This is a genomic window from Paraburkholderia sp. MM6662-R1 (assembly GCF_050436245.1).
GTDB classification, from domain to species: Bacteria; Pseudomonadota; Gammaproteobacteria; order Burkholderiales; family Burkholderiaceae; genus Paraburkholderia; species Paraburkholderia tuberum.
Window position 1 is genome coordinate 94,729 of sequence record NZ_JBNDLV010000003.1, and the last position, 14,379, is coordinate 109,107.

Sequence of the window (14,379 nt, forward strand, 5' to 3'; positions counted from 1 at the left end):
TTATCGGTGGCGCGCTGGCCCTCGTTACACCGGTGCTCGCAGCTCTACGCTATCGCCCACGCGGAACCGCTTTCCGCCGGGCGAATCCAGCGAAACGCGTTTCTTGGTGTAGGTTCCGTTCGCTTGCAGGCATTCCGAGTAACTGATAACTGTCATCCAGTCATAGACTTTTCCGTCCTGGGTCAGTGCAGCGATGCGCTCTGCCATGCCACGCGGCGCACGAGCAGTCTGCTGCAGTACACCGTAATAACGGCACTTGCTGTCCGCTGACCGTAGCGCGACGAAGCCGCCGACCTGATTCGTACCTGCGACGTTTTCAACCGTTGCGTTCATCGAGGAATCGCCGGCTGCATGCGAACTCGCCGCGAATGAAATCAGCAGCGCGGCAAACCACTTTTGCATTAAAGACTCCTATGGGTTAAAGGAAGAATAGCGGCTGCTTTTGCGCCGACGGCATCGGTGGCGCGACCGGGAGCGTGAGTGTCGATTGCTGCCGGACCTATACCAATCAGTGCATCAGTGTAAATAACGGAGCCGGTATCCACCGCAAAACCGAGCACATGCTGCGTCAGATGTGGGTTGCAGTATAACGACAGCGCGTCGTTATTCGACGCGCGCAATTGTGAGTTGCCATTTCATGAACATGGAGGTTGGGTGGCTCGCGAATCGTTGACCTGCCCTGTCGTTTCGCGACCGCTGCGCGCGGATAGATGCCTCTCGACGTTGCAAGCACGGAAACAATGTATTGAAGAGAGCTATTTCTAATTAAACGATAAGAAGATGACGGACCTCAACGGAACGGGCACACGGGCTTCAAGGACCTTGCCTGGTCGTTGTTTCGCTAACCCGGCGCCTGTTGTTCCTGGCGCTCGAGACTGGAAGCTTCATCATGGCTAAAGCGTTCATGCCCGTTCTCACTGTCGTGTCAGTCATCGCTCTCCCCACGGGCACCTCTGCTCAGGGCAACGGTCCTCTGACGCGTGAGCTAGTGCACGAAGAAGTCATCCGACTGCAGCTAGCGGGCTCTGACCACCCCAACGGTGACGCACACTATCCGGCGAACATCCACGCGGCTCTGGCGAGCGTGGCGGCTCAACAGCAGGCGTTCAGTGGGCACGGTGGCGTGAAACTGGGCTCCGCAGTTTCGGGGGTGCCGGCAATGGCTCAGTTGGCCTCGTATCGTTCTATCTACAACGAAAGTTGATTGGACATCACGACGGGGCAAGCCGCAGCCTTGTCTGGCTTTCCATAGCGACGTCGGCGTACCCCCTCCGGACGCGAGGTTCAGCGCAAGGCGTAGATCTCGGGAATCTGCATTCGGGGTCGGCCGGCCCCGGAATCACCAGGTTCGGCCACGCGGGATTCACTTCAACCAGCACCAACGAGATCCCTTTTTTGTCGCGTAGCGGAATTCGCCAGGTTGAGCCCGTCCGGTTTTTTGCGCCATGGCCTTACCGTTTTGCGCCGGGTCGCGGCAGGCCCGCTTCATCGAATAGGAGAAAGTTTGTGAGATCCAGGATAGTTTTGCTTGCGCTGATCGCGACTACGGCCGTATGCCTGAATAGCACCGCGCAAGCGCATGTGAGAGTCGGTGTCCTTGTGGGCATCCCGCCCCCCATAATCATGGCGCCCCCCGCCGTCGTCTACGCCGCGCCCGCCCCACTTGTCGTCCAGTCGGTCCAGCCAACTCCGACCACCGTCTACGTCGAAAAAACGCAGACGAGTCCGCCGTCGGGTACCTGGTGGTATTGCCCGGTGACAAAAAAGTATTACCCGTACGTGAAGGGGTGTTCGAGCGGCTGGGTGGAAGTGCCGGTGAGGCCAACCGGGCCGAAATGACATGAGCAAAATGAATTCTCTTTCTCTGGCAATGCGAACGAAACGGGGCGTATCCGCGCTAGTCACCGCCGCGGTCAGCCTGAGCTGCATCATCGCGCTCGACGGCTGTGCAAGCATGCCGATGGGTCCCACAGTGATGGCCCTGCCCGGCACCGGCAAGTCCTTCGATCAATTCCGCGCCGACGACGCGACATGCCAGCAATTTGCTTCCCAGCAGACCGGCGGCGTGAGCACCCAACAGGCCACAGCGACGGGCGCCCTGGGCGGTATGGCCGCCGGTACCGCGCTCGGCGCGGCGGCCGGTGCGGCGTTCAACGGCCGCCGCGGCGCAGCGGTCGGCGCAGGCGCAGGTCTGCTCGGCGGCAGCATGATCGGCGCCGGCATGGCGCAGAGCTCCTCCATCAGCCTTCAACATCGCTACGACCAGGCGTACGTTCAGTGCATGTACGCAAATGGCGAGCGTGTGCCGGTCCCGCGCAGCGCCGCCAATGTGTATCGGACGCACGACGAAGCGACGCCTCCACCGCCGGCCTACGATACGGCGCCTCCGCCAGGTTACTGAACCAGGCACGCCGACCACGCTCGCGTTGTCGACGGGGAGCGAGCGCTTGAGCGCTTACTCCCGTCAGCTGGCCTGTGGAAAAGCCGACAGTTGTTCTCTCATCCTGTACGACGACTCTTGCAGTACGAGCTTTCCGCTCAACCAGAGTCGGTCTGACACGGCAGAAGGGCAGGGCCGTCGTTCACGCCGCGGTCGCCTGTTGTGGTTTAAGACCGCTACCGCCATTTTGCAGGCGGGATCGCGCGAGACGAACTGGGTTGCAACGGTTCGCATAATTCTGCACTTTTCCTACCGGCCGTGGTGGCCGGTAAGGAGAAGATCATGGCGGGCTTCAGTAAAGAGGCGAGCGAGCCGTCTCGTTCTTCGCGTCGGCTCGTATCTGCATGGCCGCTCTGGCGCCGAGCTTTGAGCAGGGCGCTACATGCCTTGCCGTCAGACGGATTCCGCGGTCGTCCCCGATTGCGGTTCCGCGATGGGCGGCCGTCACTTGCCGCGCCTGCACCGCCCACGTAATGACAGTTCAATCGCGCCAATACCGACGCCAACCGTATTGGACGTTCAATGCGGTTGATACACTCTGAAAATTCCTCCACCGGGCTGCTCGCATCGCCAGGCGCTTGCATGCCCGCGCCGCAACGCTCTGGCGCGGGCAGGACCGGGAACACTGGTTGCGGCTTGATTACGATGGCCGCGGTTAGCCACGGTCACCCGCAATCTCACGTAGGAGAGCGTCATGACTTCGGACAAGAATTCGAATCGTCAGCCGTCGAATCCGGCGCAGCCCGGCCGCGACAGCGGACAGCAGCAACAGAACCAGACTCCTCCGACGCATCAGGGCGGCCAGCGGCAGCCCTGAGCGCGCTGAGTGACGGCGTGACCAGGCGTCGTCGCTCGAAAAACCGGACCCCCCGACGTAATAGCGCCGCTAACGGCGGATCGTGACTACGAAGGCGAAGTGGAAAAACTACACATCTATCTGTTCGGCGCGCACGATGCGGTTCGGCACGAGCAGGCGCTGATCCGGCTCGACAAGGCCGGCTACATGGTCACGCTCGCGCGGGTCGTGGTCGAAGATCTGCCGACCTATGCGCAGGCGCGCGACCGCTGCGAGCTGCAGAGTCTGATCCGACGAATCGCGCCGCGCGACACGCTCGTCGTGCTCGAGCTGGCCGCGCTCGGCTGCAATGCGCGCGACATCCTCGCCACCGTGATGCAGTGCCGGAAGGCCGGCGTGGCGCTGCGTTGCGTCGAAGTCGGCCATACCGATCTGGCCGGGCGCCCCGAGCCCTCGGCGGTGAAGGCATTGCGCGCGCTGGTGCGGCTCGACGCCGCGTGCCGCAGCCTGCGCAGCCGCGACAGTCTCGCGGCCGTTCGCGCGAGCGGCAAGCACACGGGCAGGCCACCGTCGCTTTCCGAGCAGCAGCGTCAACGCGTGCTGCAATCGCTCGGCAGAGGACAGTCGGTCAGCGAGGTCGCGCGGCGCTTCGGCACGTCGCGTCAGACCGTGATGCGCATTCGCGCGGACACGCCAGCCGTGTAGAAATTGCGTGCCGGAGCCGTTTGCGTCACCTTCTTACCGGATCTCTGATCGTGCAGCCCGCGCGGCGCGTTTCGCACGACTAATCGCGTGAAACGCGCCACTCCGCTCTGACATGTGCGCAGATGCCCCTGTCCGTAAAATTGTTACGGTCAGGGGCATCTGCTTTGCTTTGAAAGTTCGTACGTCTAACCTCAACGTACAACAACCATATCAATGCCTGAGATCCGAACCCGAGGCGCGGCGCGCTGCCGTGTGAAAGCCATGAACGTAAAACGTCTGACTGTTTATGCAAGCACGGGATCACTACGAGTCGTCGAGGTCTGGAAAAGCCTGATCGAACATCGTGCGCAAGTGTGCGGCTGGTCCGCCCACGTGAACAACGAGGGCGGACGCGAGTCGCTGAGCGTCGATCTGGTCGATTGCCCTGCGGATCGCCTCGCGATTATCTCGGCCGCGTTGAGCTCGGGACCGATGACCGTGCTGGCGACCGACACTGAGTCGACCATCCGTTCCTCCTGAATGCGCAAGACCGCTGCGCCAGAGCTTTACCCTATGCCATAGCGCGCTCGCCCTTCGCGGCACGGCTTTTGAGCGGCCTCCGTGGCACTGCTCTCTAAGCGGCCCTTGTGGCCGCTTCTTTTTTTGCGCGTCACGAGATTTGCAAGGCCGCCCGCTTTCAACGGTATGGGGCGCGCCACGCCTGCTTACGCAAGCGTCGGAAATGAAATGCGTTGAAGGGTAGATGCCTTGCTCGGTTGTCGGCACCTCGATGAAGGAGAAGCCGATGTCCAAGGGGCCGCCGTGATCGCGTGAAGAACGGCGCCGCGACGTCGGCAGCGCTTCGCCGCTGGCTCAATGACGGCGAGCGGACGTGACTCCGGCGCCGTCCATGCCCGCAGACGGCGGCGTGTGCTGACTCGCCTCGATGCGCGCGCGGAAATAACGCGCGGTGCGCGGCAGCCCTTCGTCAAGCGACGTGCCCGGCTGCCAGCCGAGCAGTTTTGTCGCCAACGAGATGTCCGGCTGTCGATGCCACGGATCGTCGGCCGGCAGCGGCCGTGATTCGAGCGGCGACGCGGAGCCGGTCACCGCGACGATGCGCTGCGCGATCTCGCGCACCGACACTTCGTGCGGATTGCCCAGGTTGACCGGGCCGTCTGGATCGTCGGCGCTGTTCATCAGCAGGATGAGCGCGTCGATCATGTCGTCGACATAGCAGAACGAACGCGTCTGCGAGCCGTCGCCATAGACGGTTAGCGGCTCGCCGCGCAACGCCTGCATCATGAAGTTCGACACCACCCGGCCGTCGGCCGGATGCATGCGCGGGCCGTAGGTGTTGAAGATGCGCGCGATGCGGATCGACAGACCATGCTGACGGCGATAGTCCATGAACAGCGTTTCCGCGCAGCGCTTGCCTTCGTCGTAGCACGAGCGCGGACCGATGGGATTCACGTGGCCCCAGTAGTCTTCTTTCTGCGGATGGACGAGCGCGTCGCCATACACCTCGCTCGTCGACGCCTGGAAAATCCGCGCTTTCACGCGTTTGGCGAGCCCGAGCATATTGATCGCGCCGTGCACGCTGGTCTTCGTAGTCTGCACCGGATCGTGCTGGTAGTGGATCGGTGACGCGGGGCACGCGAGGTTATAAATTTCATCGACTTCCACATACAACGGGAACGTCACGTCGTGACGCATCAGTTCGAAGTTCGCGCAGTCGAGTAGATGCGCGATGTTGTCCTTCGTACCGGTATAGAAGTTGTCGACGCATAGCACGTCGTGTCCCTGCGCGACGAGCCGTTCGCACAGGTGCGAGCCGAGAAAGCCGGCGCCGCCGGTGACCAGAATGCGCTTGCGGGTGAGTTCTTTCATGGTGCGTGATCCTGTGGTTGGACCGCATGAACGTTGAAAATCAGCGTGGCATCACGCCGTGACGTGCAGCAGCGCGTCGTGCCAGTCCTGCGCGAAACGGTCGATATGAAAGCGTTCGAGCGCCGTGCGCCGCGCGCCGTCGCCGAGCCGCCGCGCTTCGCCGGGATCGCGCAGCAGCCCGAGCATCGCGTCGACGAGTGCATCGACATCGGTATGCACGAAGCCGTTTTCGCCGTTGCGGATCACGGTGGCGAGCTCGGCTGTCGCGAGACCGACGATCGGCATGCCGATCGTCATCGCCTCGACGACCGCGAGGCCGAGGCTGGTCCAGCGGATCGGATTGAAAAAGAAGCGGTAGCGCGCGCTGAACGCGGCCAGATCGAGGTTGCCGATTTCACCGATGCCGTCTAGCCGCTGTGCGTCCATCCCGACGAGATCGAGCGGCACGCGCGTGCGCGTTTCGCTGAAGACATCCGCGCCGAGCCGCCGGCCGCGCTGCGCGAGATGATTGACGACCACGATGCCGCGCTGCAGTTCGCCGCTGTAGCGCACGCCGTCGGGCACCACGACGCCATGTTCGATCACGCGCGTCGGCGTGACACCGCTGTCCCACATCAGCCGGTTGAAGTGCGTGACGTGGACCAGCAGCGTGCCGGGATCGTCGATCCAATGCCATTGCTCGAACGGGTTTTCCTGCGGCGGGTCGTGCTCGACATAGACGCGTGGCAGACGTTGCTGCGCGGCGCTCAGCACGTGCTCGCGGTCATGGTCCCAGTGGGTGCGATGCTGGTACAGCACCACGTCGAACTCGTGGTTGGGCACGTCCTCGATTGCGATCTCGTGCACGTTGTCGCCCCACGGCAATACGCCGACCTTGCCGGCATGGCCGGGCGGATGACCGGGTTTCGTCACCAGATAGAAATCGTGCGGCGTCTGGCTCAGGTAATACATGTAGTTGCCGTGCACGTGCCAGGTCAGCACGCGCAGCCGGCGGCAATTACGCAACATGGTGCAGATCCTCGAAAGACAGCGAAACGGTTCCCTCATGCAGGCTGCCGGGCGCGCCTGGTTGCGCGCCGGGCGCGCGCGCAAGCTGCTCGCGGGCGGTCTCGACCACCTGTTCGACCTGCACGTTCAGCGCGCACGGATGACCATACGGGCAGTCGCGGAACATGCACGGCCGGCACGGCGGATAGTCGGCCAGCACGCGATGCCGCGCATGATCGAGCGGCGCCCAGCGTCGCGTGTCGCTGCCGCATGCGATCACGACCGACGCGCTCGCCATCGCCGCGGCGATGTGCGAGATGCCGGTGTCGTTGCAGACCACGAGCCGCGCATGCGCGACCAGCGCGGCGAGTCCGCCGAGCGACGTCGCACCCGCCAGATGCAGCGCGGGCGCGCTCATCGCGCCGAGCACCGCGCAGGTCAGCGGCGCTTCGGCGGCCGTGCCGGTGATCGCGATCTGCCAGCCGTCGGCGGCGAGGTGGTCGGCGACGGCCGCGAAGCGCTCGGCGGGCCAGCGGCGCGACGGCAATTGCGAACCGGGGTGAACCAGCACGAGCCGCTCGTCTTCGATGCCGTGATACGTGCGCAGCGCGGTGTACTCGTCGAGGTCGAGCTCAGTGAGCGGGAACGTCAGACGCCGGTCGTGCGCCGGCGCGCCGAGCGCGCTCATCAGCGCGAGATAGCGCTCGGGCTCCGGCAGCCCGTCGGGCCAATCGATGAAGCAACCCTCGCGCGGTACCTCGTCGGGCTGCCCGAAGCCTGCGTCGGCACATGCGCCGAGTTGATGCAGCAGATCGTTGGCGATGCCGCCGCTGCCGTGCAGCTGGATCGCCAGATCGAAACGCCGCTCGCGCATCCGCGCGAAGAACGCGGGCAAGCCATGGTTCGATTCGGGCTGCTCGGGAAAACCGACCGCGCCCGGAAACACGATCAGCTCGTCGACGAGGGCCGCGTAGCGCTCGACGAACGCGCGTGCCCACGGCAGTCCGATCAGCGCGATATGCGCATCCGGCGCGGCCGCGCGCAGTGCGCGCAAGGCGGGCACCGCGCACAGCATGTCGCCGAGCTGCAGCGCGCGAAATACGGCGATACGGCGCGGCGCGAGCGTCGCCAGCAGCGAGGGTGGGGTCATGGAAAGAACACCTTGAAACGGATGGCGCCATAGAGCCGCCAGTAGATCGATAGAAATGGAATGGGGATCGACGTCCAGAGCATTTCGGCGACGTGGCGCCAGCCGTGGTTGCGCCCGCGCAGCCGCCGCGCGCAGAAATAGCCGGTCAACCCGCACCACGCGATCAAACCCGCGCCCGCGAGCATCGGCTGATCCGCGAACGAGCCGCCGATCGCCAGCAACGCGGCGCAGAGAATCGCGTAGTACAGCAGCGGCGGCCGCGAGCGGATGCGGGTTCGAAACAGTTCGGGATGCTTGCGATAAAGCAGCGCATCGAACTGGCTCTTTTTCTGCTGCGCGATGCTGACGCCCCAGCGCGCGGGCCGCACCGGATGCACGACCACCGCGTCGCGGGCGCGCACGATCTGGCCGCCCGCGGTAAGCAGCGTGAACTGCAAGTCCGAATCCTCGCGCCACGCCGACGTGAACCGTTCGTCGAAGCCGCCGGTCGCGACGAGCGCCGCACGCGTGACGAACGCGTTCGCGGTCGCGAATTCGGCGCGCGCGAGGCCGCTCGCGTCGGCTTCGTAATCGGTCGGCAGATCGGGCGGCGAGGGCAGCTGCACGACGATCGTGCCGGCGGCCGCCGTCGCGCCTTGCGCGAGCGCCGCGACGCCAGCCGTCAGCCAGTGCGGATCGGGCAGCGTGTCGTCGTCGGTGAAGGCGATCAGCGAAGCGCGCGCATACTGCCAGCCCGCGTTGCGCGCGCCGGCCGGCCCCTGGGTGCGCGTGACCGGCAGGTAGTGCAGTTCCAGCCCGCGCGGCGCCATCTCGCGCGCGAATCGTTCGACGCAGGCGCGCGTGGCGTCGTCGGGACCGTCGTCGCAGACCACGATCTCGTAGCGGTGCGGCGCGAACTGCTGCGCGCATAGCGCGGCAAGGCAGTTCGCGAGCATCGCGGGACGGCGGTAGGTGGGCACCACCACCGACACGTCGGGCCACGACTGCGTGCGCAACGTGCGGCCGGTTTCGTCGGCATCTTCGCTGCTGTAGCGCGCGGCCACGCCGCCATGCAGGGGCGACGGACACATGACCGAGGCGTTCATGAGCGGCCCCCCGCCTTGTCGACGAGGAACGGGCCGATCACGAGCGCGTCGAGCGGCGAGGTCCAGAACGACTCGACCGCGTCGCGCGGCGAATTCACCATCGGCTCGCCGCGCGTGTTGAACGACGTATTGACGAGAATCGGCACGCCCGTGCGCTGCTTGAACGCCGCCAGCAAGTCGTAGTACAGCGGGTGCTGCGCGCGGTTAATGGTCTGCACGCGCGCGGTGCCGTCCACATGCCGCACGGCCGGAATACGCGCGGCCTTGTCGGCGCGCACGTCGAACACGAACAGCATGAACGGCGCGGTTTGGCCGTTCACGAACCATTCGTTGGCTTCCTCTTCCATCACGACCGGCGCGACCGGGCGAAAGTCCTCGCGATCCTTGATCTCGTTGAGCTTCGCCTGCATCCGCGGATCGACCGGCGACGCGAGGATCGAGCGCGCGCCGAGCGCGCGCGGCCCGAATTCGGTGCGCCCCTGATACCAGCCGATCACCTTGCCTTGCGCGAGCAGATCGGCGGTCTCGCCGGCGATATCGGCGAGTCGGCGGTACGGTACTTTCGACCAGCGCAGGAACTGCTCGATTTCCGCTTCGCTGTATGCGGGCCCGAGGTACGCGTGATCCATTCTCCAGTGACGTTCGCGGTCGCCGCGCGCGGCACGCTCGCGATAGTCGGTCCATAGTGCCGCGCCAAGCGCGGTGCCAGCGTCGCCGGCCGCCGGTTGCACCCACACTTCGCTGAATGGCCCGGCGTCTCGCACCTTCGAGTTCATCACGCAGTTCAGCGCGACGCCGCCCGCCATGCAGAGCCGGCTCAAGCCGGTCTGCCGATGCAGCCAGTGCGCGAGTTCCAGCACGGTCTCCTCGAGCACGCGCTGCAACGAATTGGCGATATCGAAGTGGCGTTGTTCGAGCGGCCCGCCGCGTTCGCGCGCGGGACCGAAGCGTTCGGACAGCCGCGGAGCGTCGACGGTATAGCTGCCGTCGTGCCGATAGCGGACGATCTCGCGGAACACCTCGACATAAGCCGGCTTGCCGTACGACGCGAGCGCCATCACCTTGTACTCGTCCGACGAGTGCAGGAAGCCGAGCCAGTCGGTGACCGCTTCGTAGAGCAGCCCGAGCGAGTGCGGCAGCTCGACCTGTTTCAGACGCTGGTACTCGCCGCCGACGAATTGCCCCATGCTGGTCGTCACGCCCTCGCCGCGGCCGTCCATCGTCAGCACGGTGGTGTCGTCGAACGGCGCGGCGAGAAACGCGCTCGCCTCGTGCGCGAGATGGTGCTCGACGAAGTGCCATGCGAAGCCGTGCTCGCGATCCACGCCCTGGAAGCGCTTGCGCAGATGATGCGGCGCGCCGTCGAGCAGCTGGCCCTTCGCGTTGGCGATATAGCTGAGGAACAGCGGATCCCACGGCGACGCGGACGGGTTGTCCGGGCGCGTGCCGGCCGGATCGAACGGCAGCTCGATCGTCGCGCCCGGCCTCTTCGGCATGCCGCCGAAGAGCGCGGGGTCGTACGAATAAGCGACGTGATCGATCGCGGCGAGCGTAATGCCGGCGGCCTTCAGGCAGTAGTCGATCGCATCGAACGGGAGCTGCCAGGTCGAGAACGGCACCGGACGTTTCGCGTGCTTGACGTGCGTGAAGCGTTCGTCTTCGGCGGCGGCGAGTACCACACCGTCGCGCAGCAGCGCGGCGGCGCTGTCGTGATAGACCGCATTGATTCCGAGTGTGTACATGGCATTGGCAGTGGAAGTGGGTTCAGGGGACGGTTGGCTGATCGATCAGCGACGGCGTGCTCGTGTCATCGGCGCGACCGGCGCGCTCCGATACACCACGACGCGGCGCATGCGCATGCGCTTGCCGCAATTCGAGTGCCGCGTGCACGACCTCGTCGGTCGGAACGCCGAGCAGGCAGGCGTGATGCCCGTGCGGACACACGCTGCGATAGCACCAGCGGCATTCGACGTCGCGATACAGCACGCGTTGCGGCGTTTGCCACGGCGTGTGCTGCGGGTTGGTCAGCGCGTAAAGATCGACGACCGGCGTGCCGAGCGCGGACGCGACATGCACGGGGCCGCTGTTGTTGGACACGAGCACGCTCGCGCGTTCGAGCAGCGCGGCGAGTTCGGCGAGCGTCAGCGCACCGCTCATGTCGTATAGCTGCGCGCGCGCGCCGGGCGCAGCCGTGCGCATCACGGTCTCGACGAGCGCCCGCTCGCTCGCGCCGCCGGTCACGAGCACCGAGGCGCCGGTTTCGCGCGCGAGCTGCGAGGCGACCTCGCCGAAGCGCTCGGGCGGATAGCGGCGCGACGCAGCGGTCGCACCTGGATGCAACACGATGCACTCGGTGTGGCGGCAGATGCCGAGCGTCCTCAGTTTCGCGTCGAGCGACTGGCGCGCGGCCGGCGGCACGCGAAAGCGCATGCCGGTGTCGCCCGTCTGCGCGCCGACGTGATGCACCAGATCGAGCTGGCGTTGCACCTCGTGCCGTGTGCGCTGCTGCGGCTCCGGCTCGCGCAGCCAGTCGGTCAACAGCGCGTACGGATTTTCACGGCAATGCGCGAGGCGGCGCGGAATCCCCGCGAGATAGCACAGCATCGCGGCCGGCAACGGGCTCTGGCTATAGACGGTGAAAATCACCGCCGCGTCGAAGCCGCCGCGCCGCAGCCGCTGCTGCATGCGGTGATCGTCGAGCAGATCGCGCGTCACGGTCGACGCGGGCGCGACCCACGGCGCGTCGTATTCGATCACATCGTCGACGTCGTCGAGAAACGGCGCGAGCGCGACGCCGCTGCGCGACGCCAGCAGCGTGAGATGGCGGTCTTCGGCGGACTCGCGCAGCGCGTGCAGCGCGGGCGTGGTCATCAGCACGTCGCCGAGATTGTCGAGGCGCACGCACAGAATCCGTTTGACCTCGCCGCCCCAGCACACCGGCTGCGACGTATCGGGCGCGCGCGCGTGAGCCAGCTTGGGCGGCGCAAGTGGCAGAGGTGCGTTCAACGCGGCGCCTCCTTGCGGCGCGCCGCGGTGCCCGGCGGCAGGCCGTGCAATACGACGCGTTGCGCGGCCTCGTGCAGACCGGCGGCGCGCGCGCCCGGCGTGCGCGGCGGGCCGGTTCGCCATTCGGTTTCGTGGCCGTTGTCGAGCAGGATCGTGCGGCAGCCGGCGCGATTGCCCGCTTCGACGTCGTCGAGAATGTCGCCGATGAACCAGCTGTTGGCGAGATCGAGCTCATGCTCTTCGGCCGCGCGCAGCAGCATGCCGGGCGCGGGCTTGCGGCAGTCGCAGACGATCGCGTAACGCGCGACGCTGCCCTCGGGATGATGCGGACACCAGTACGCGCCGGCGAGCGTGGCGCCGCACTCGGCGAACATCTGCCGCAGCCGGCGTTCCACGTCGAACAGCGCTCTGTCTTCGAACTTGCCGAGCGCGATGCCGGACTGATTGCTGATCACGAACAGCGCGTACGGGTACGCGGCGAGCAGCGCGAGCGCTTCGCGCGCGCCCGGCGCGAAACGCATCAGCGCGGGATCGGCGTTGTAGGGCACGTCTTCGAGCAGCGTGCCGTCCTTGTCGATGAACACGGCGGGTAGCGTCATGATGGTTCGTGGTATGCGCGAGCTTCGGTCAAAAGTCGGAAAAAGGCGCGCCGCAGCCGCTGGACCGGCCGCGGCGTGCGCCGTCGTCAACGGGACGACGCTCCGGCTGCTGCTCGCAGCGGTAGCTGCGCCGGCTCGGACGCGGTGTCGAGCAATGTTTTGGTCGGTGCGAGCCTTGCCGCGCGTGCATAGATTTGCGCGAGCGCATCGCTGACACCGCGCCAGGTGAAGCCGGTCCGGGCCCGGTCGAGACCCGCTTCGCCCATTCGGCGCGCGAGCGCGGGGTCGCGCCGCAAGCGGTCGAGCCGCGCGGCGAGCGCGTGCGGATCGCGCGGCGGCACGAGAAAGCCGGTCACGCCATCGAGGATCGAATAGCGGATGCCGCCGACATCGGCGCCGATCACCGGCGTCGCACAGGCCATCGCCTCGATCGGCGTGATGCCGAACGGCTCGTACCAGGGCGTCGTCACGAACACGTCGGCGGCGCTGTAGAAGTAGCGCAGCCGCGTGCGACCACGCCGGCCGACGAAGCTCGTCTGCTCCGCGACGCCGCATTCGCGGGCGATCTCGCGCAGGCGCGCGATCTCCGGCGTCGCGATTTCGTTGGGCGCGTCCGAATTGCCGCCGACTATGTACAACTGCGCCGCCGCGTTGAACGTGTGCTTCAGCACGCCGACGCCGCGCACCACGTTGTCGATGCCTTTGCGCGGCACGAGCCGGCCCAGTTGCAGCACGATGAAGTCGTGCTGGCGCCAGCCGAGCGCATCGCGGGCGGCTGCGCGCTCGACGGGCCGGAACTCCTCGGCATCGAAACCGCACGGCACGATCTGGATGCGCGCCGGATCGGCGCGATAGTGTTCGAGCAGATCGGCTTGGTCCTGCGGACATTCGGCGACGAGCACGTCCGAACCTGCGACCAGTTCGTCTTCGATCGCGAAGCGCTCGTCGGGGAAGCCGTCATCCGTTCCCTGATGGATACGCCGCACGCGGCCGAGCGCGTGAAAGGTCGTGACCAGCGGCACGCCGAGCGCAGCCTTCACTTGCAGCGCGGCGAGGCCGGACATGAAGAAGTTCGCGTGCATCACGTCGTAGGACTGCGGTTCGCGGCGAAAGAACGCGCTCAGAAACGCGGCGAACTCGTCCATGAACGGCAGCAGTCGTTCCTTTGGCAATTGCCGCGGCGGTCCCGCGGGCACATGAATCACGCGCACGCCGTCCATGTCGACGCGCTCGGGCAGCAGTGCGCGATCGCGGCGCGTGAACACGTCGACCTGATGGCCCATTTCCACCAGTTGACGCGCGACGTTCGCGACGTAGATGTTCTGTCCGCCGCTGTCGACGCCACCGGCGACAGCAAGTGGCGACGCGTGTTCGCTGATCAGGGCGATCTTCATTGGCATTCCTTCCTGCGATGAGCGGCTATTGATGTTGACTTTGGTAAGCGGCGCACAGCATGTGGTGTGCCATTCGCATCCTGCGGTGCGGACAAACGACGCAAACGTCGCGCGGAACCGTACGAAGCGCTGTAGCGTGCCCTTTCTCGTAGGAAGAGAAGCGCTGTGGCGTTCCCTGTTTCTACATACGGTCATGTAACTTCGAACCGCTTGCGCCGCGCCGGTACTAGGATGGGCGAAGGACCCCGCCCAATTAATAAGTAAGAAGTGCGCGGAAAAGGGCTGGAGCCAGCGCCTTTTTTGCTTGCGCCCGGGCGCGCCGCTTGCGCGACGCCACACTTGTGCGAC

The 14,379-nt window shown here is 65.8% G+C and carries 14 protein-coding genes; 5 read left to right on the forward strand and 9 right to left on the reverse strand.

The annotated features are described in order from the left end of the window. Positions 1 to 24: 24 nt before the first annotated feature. The gene (locus OKW39_RS23040; protein ID WP_429332531.1) at positions 25 to 402 is read right to left on the reverse strand and encodes a hypothetical protein; all 378 of its coding nucleotides are present in this window, start codon (positions 400 to 402) and stop codon (positions 25 to 27) included. A 487-nt stretch (positions 403 to 889) separates the two neighbouring features. Between OKW39_RS23040 and OKW39_RS23045 the strand changes: the two genes are divergently transcribed. From OKW39_RS23045 to OKW39_RS23065, 5 genes are all read left to right on the forward strand, one after another. After that, positions 890 to 1,204: a DUF4148 domain-containing protein gene (locus OKW39_RS23045; RefSeq protein ID WP_143037312.1), complete on the forward strand. Its 315-nt coding sequence runs from the start codon at positions 890 to 892 to the stop codon at positions 1,202 to 1,204. Positions 1,205 to 1,840: 636 nt separating this feature from the next. Continuing rightward, positions 1,841 to 2,401, forward strand: coding sequence for a hypothetical protein (locus OKW39_RS23050; RefSeq protein ID WP_429563777.1), 561 nt, complete (start codon positions 1,841 to 1,843; stop codon positions 2,399 to 2,401). Positions 2,402 to 3,134: 733 nt separating this feature from the next. Continuing rightward, positions 3,135 to 3,257: a hypothetical protein gene (locus OKW39_RS23055; protein WP_013094087.1), complete on the forward strand. Its 123-nt coding sequence runs from the start codon at positions 3,135 to 3,137 to the stop codon at positions 3,255 to 3,257. Between the two features lie 99 nt (positions 3,258 to 3,356). Continuing rightward, positions 3,357 to 3,941, forward strand: a complete 585-nt coding sequence (locus OKW39_RS23060) for a helix-turn-helix domain-containing protein (RefSeq protein WP_429354761.1) — start codon at positions 3,357 to 3,359, stop codon at positions 3,939 to 3,941. Between the two features lie 261 nt (positions 3,942 to 4,202). Then, a complete protein-coding gene (locus tag OKW39_RS23065) occupies positions 4,203 to 4,460 on the forward strand; it encodes a hypothetical protein (protein WP_429563778.1) in 258 nt (85 codons plus the stop codon). A 333-nt stretch (positions 4,461 to 4,793) separates the two neighbouring features. Here OKW39_RS23065 and OKW39_RS23070 read toward each other — a convergent pair whose 3' ends face one another. From OKW39_RS23070 to OKW39_RS23105, 8 genes are all read right to left on the reverse strand, one after another. Then, on the reverse strand, positions 4,794 to 5,810 hold the full coding sequence (locus tag OKW39_RS23070) for a UDP-glucuronic acid decarboxylase family protein (RefSeq protein ID WP_429563779.1): 1,017 nt from the start codon (positions 5,808 to 5,810) through the stop codon (positions 4,794 to 4,796). 51 nt (positions 5,811 to 5,861) lie between these two features. Next, positions 5,862 to 6,818, reverse strand: a complete 957-nt coding sequence (locus OKW39_RS23075) for a glycosyltransferase family 4 protein (RefSeq protein ID WP_429563780.1) — start codon at positions 6,816 to 6,818, stop codon at positions 5,862 to 5,864. Continuing rightward, positions 6,808 to 7,947, reverse strand: a complete 1,140-nt coding sequence (locus tag OKW39_RS23080; protein WP_429563781.1) for a glycosyltransferase family 9 protein — start codon at positions 7,945 to 7,947, stop codon at positions 6,808 to 6,810. Before OKW39_RS23080 ends, OKW39_RS23075 begins: the two co-directional genes overlap by 11 nt. After that, the gene (locus tag OKW39_RS23085) at positions 7,944 to 9,032 is read right to left on the reverse strand and encodes a glycosyltransferase (protein WP_429563782.1); all 1,089 of its coding nucleotides are present in this window, start codon (positions 9,030 to 9,032) and stop codon (positions 7,944 to 7,946) included. Before OKW39_RS23085 ends, OKW39_RS23080 begins: the two co-directional genes overlap by 4 nt. Further along, entirely contained in the window at positions 9,029 to 10,774 is a 1,746-nt protein-coding gene (locus OKW39_RS23090; RefSeq protein WP_429563783.1) for a carbamoyltransferase family protein, read from the reverse strand. Before OKW39_RS23090 ends, OKW39_RS23085 begins: the two co-directional genes overlap by 4 nt. 22 nt (positions 10,775 to 10,796) lie before the next feature. Next, positions 10,797 to 12,038, reverse strand: a complete 1,242-nt coding sequence (gene waaF, locus OKW39_RS23095) for a lipopolysaccharide heptosyltransferase II (protein ID WP_429563784.1) — start codon at positions 12,036 to 12,038, stop codon at positions 10,797 to 10,799. Beyond that, positions 12,035 to 12,637 (reverse strand): D-glycero-alpha-D-manno-heptose-1,7-bisphosphate 7-phosphatase, encoded by a 603-nt coding sequence (locus tag OKW39_RS23100; protein WP_429563785.1) that lies wholly within the window; start codon positions 12,635 to 12,637, stop codon positions 12,035 to 12,037. The genes waaF and OKW39_RS23100 overlap by 4 nt, the downstream gene beginning before the upstream one ends. Positions 12,638 to 12,723: 86 nt before the next feature. Continuing rightward, complete coding sequence (locus tag OKW39_RS23105; RefSeq protein WP_429563786.1) at positions 12,724 to 14,031, reverse strand: glycosyltransferase family 4 protein; 1,308 nt, start codon at positions 14,029 to 14,031, stop codon at positions 12,724 to 12,726. Between the last annotated feature and the right edge of the window lie 348 nt (positions 14,032 to 14,379).

What these genes read in the sequence shown, in the direction of transcription:
- OKW39_RS23055 (WP_013094087.1), top strand. Translation starts at nt 3,135, where the DNA reads ATGACTTCGGACAAGAATTCGAATCGTCAGCCGTCGAATCCGGCGCAG.
- OKW39_RS23050 (WP_429563777.1), top strand. Translation starts at nt 1,841, where the DNA reads ATGAGCAAAATGAATTCTCTTTCTCTGGCAATGCGAACGAAACGGGGC.
- OKW39_RS23070 (WP_429563779.1), bottom strand. Translation starts at nt 5,810, where the DNA reads ATGAAAGAACTCACCCGCAAGCGCATTCTGGTCACCGGCGGCGCCGGC.
- OKW39_RS23045 (WP_143037312.1), top strand. Translation starts at nt 890, where the DNA reads ATGGCTAAAGCGTTCATGCCCGTTCTCACTGTCGTGTCAGTCATCGCT.
- OKW39_RS23100 (WP_429563785.1), bottom strand. Translation starts at nt 12,637, where the DNA reads ATGACGCTACCCGCCGTGTTCATCGACAAGGACGGCACGCTGCTCGAA.
- OKW39_RS23080 (WP_429563781.1), bottom strand. Translation starts at nt 7,947, where the DNA reads ATGACCCCACCCTCGCTGCTGGCGACGCTCGCGCCGCGCCGTATCGCC.
- OKW39_RS23090 (WP_429563783.1), bottom strand. Translation starts at nt 10,774, where the DNA reads ATGTACACACTCGGAATCAATGCGGTCTATCACGACAGCGCCGCCGCG.
- OKW39_RS23085 (WP_429563782.1), bottom strand. Translation starts at nt 9,032, where the DNA reads ATGAACGCCTCGGTCATGTGTCCGTCGCCCCTGCATGGCGGCGTGGCC.
- OKW39_RS23065 (WP_429563778.1), top strand. Translation starts at nt 4,203, where the DNA reads ATGAACGTAAAACGTCTGACTGTTTATGCAAGCACGGGATCACTACGA.
- OKW39_RS23040 (WP_429332531.1), bottom strand. Translation starts at nt 402, where the DNA reads ATGCAAAAGTGGTTTGCCGCGCTGCTGATTTCATTCGCGGCGAGTTCG.
- OKW39_RS23075 (WP_429563780.1), bottom strand. Translation starts at nt 6,818, where the DNA reads ATGTTGCGTAATTGCCGCCGGCTGCGCGTGCTGACCTGGCACGTGCAC.
- OKW39_RS23105 (WP_429563786.1), bottom strand. Translation starts at nt 14,031, where the DNA reads ATGAAGATCGCCCTGATCAGCGAACACGCGTCGCCACTTGCTGTCGCC.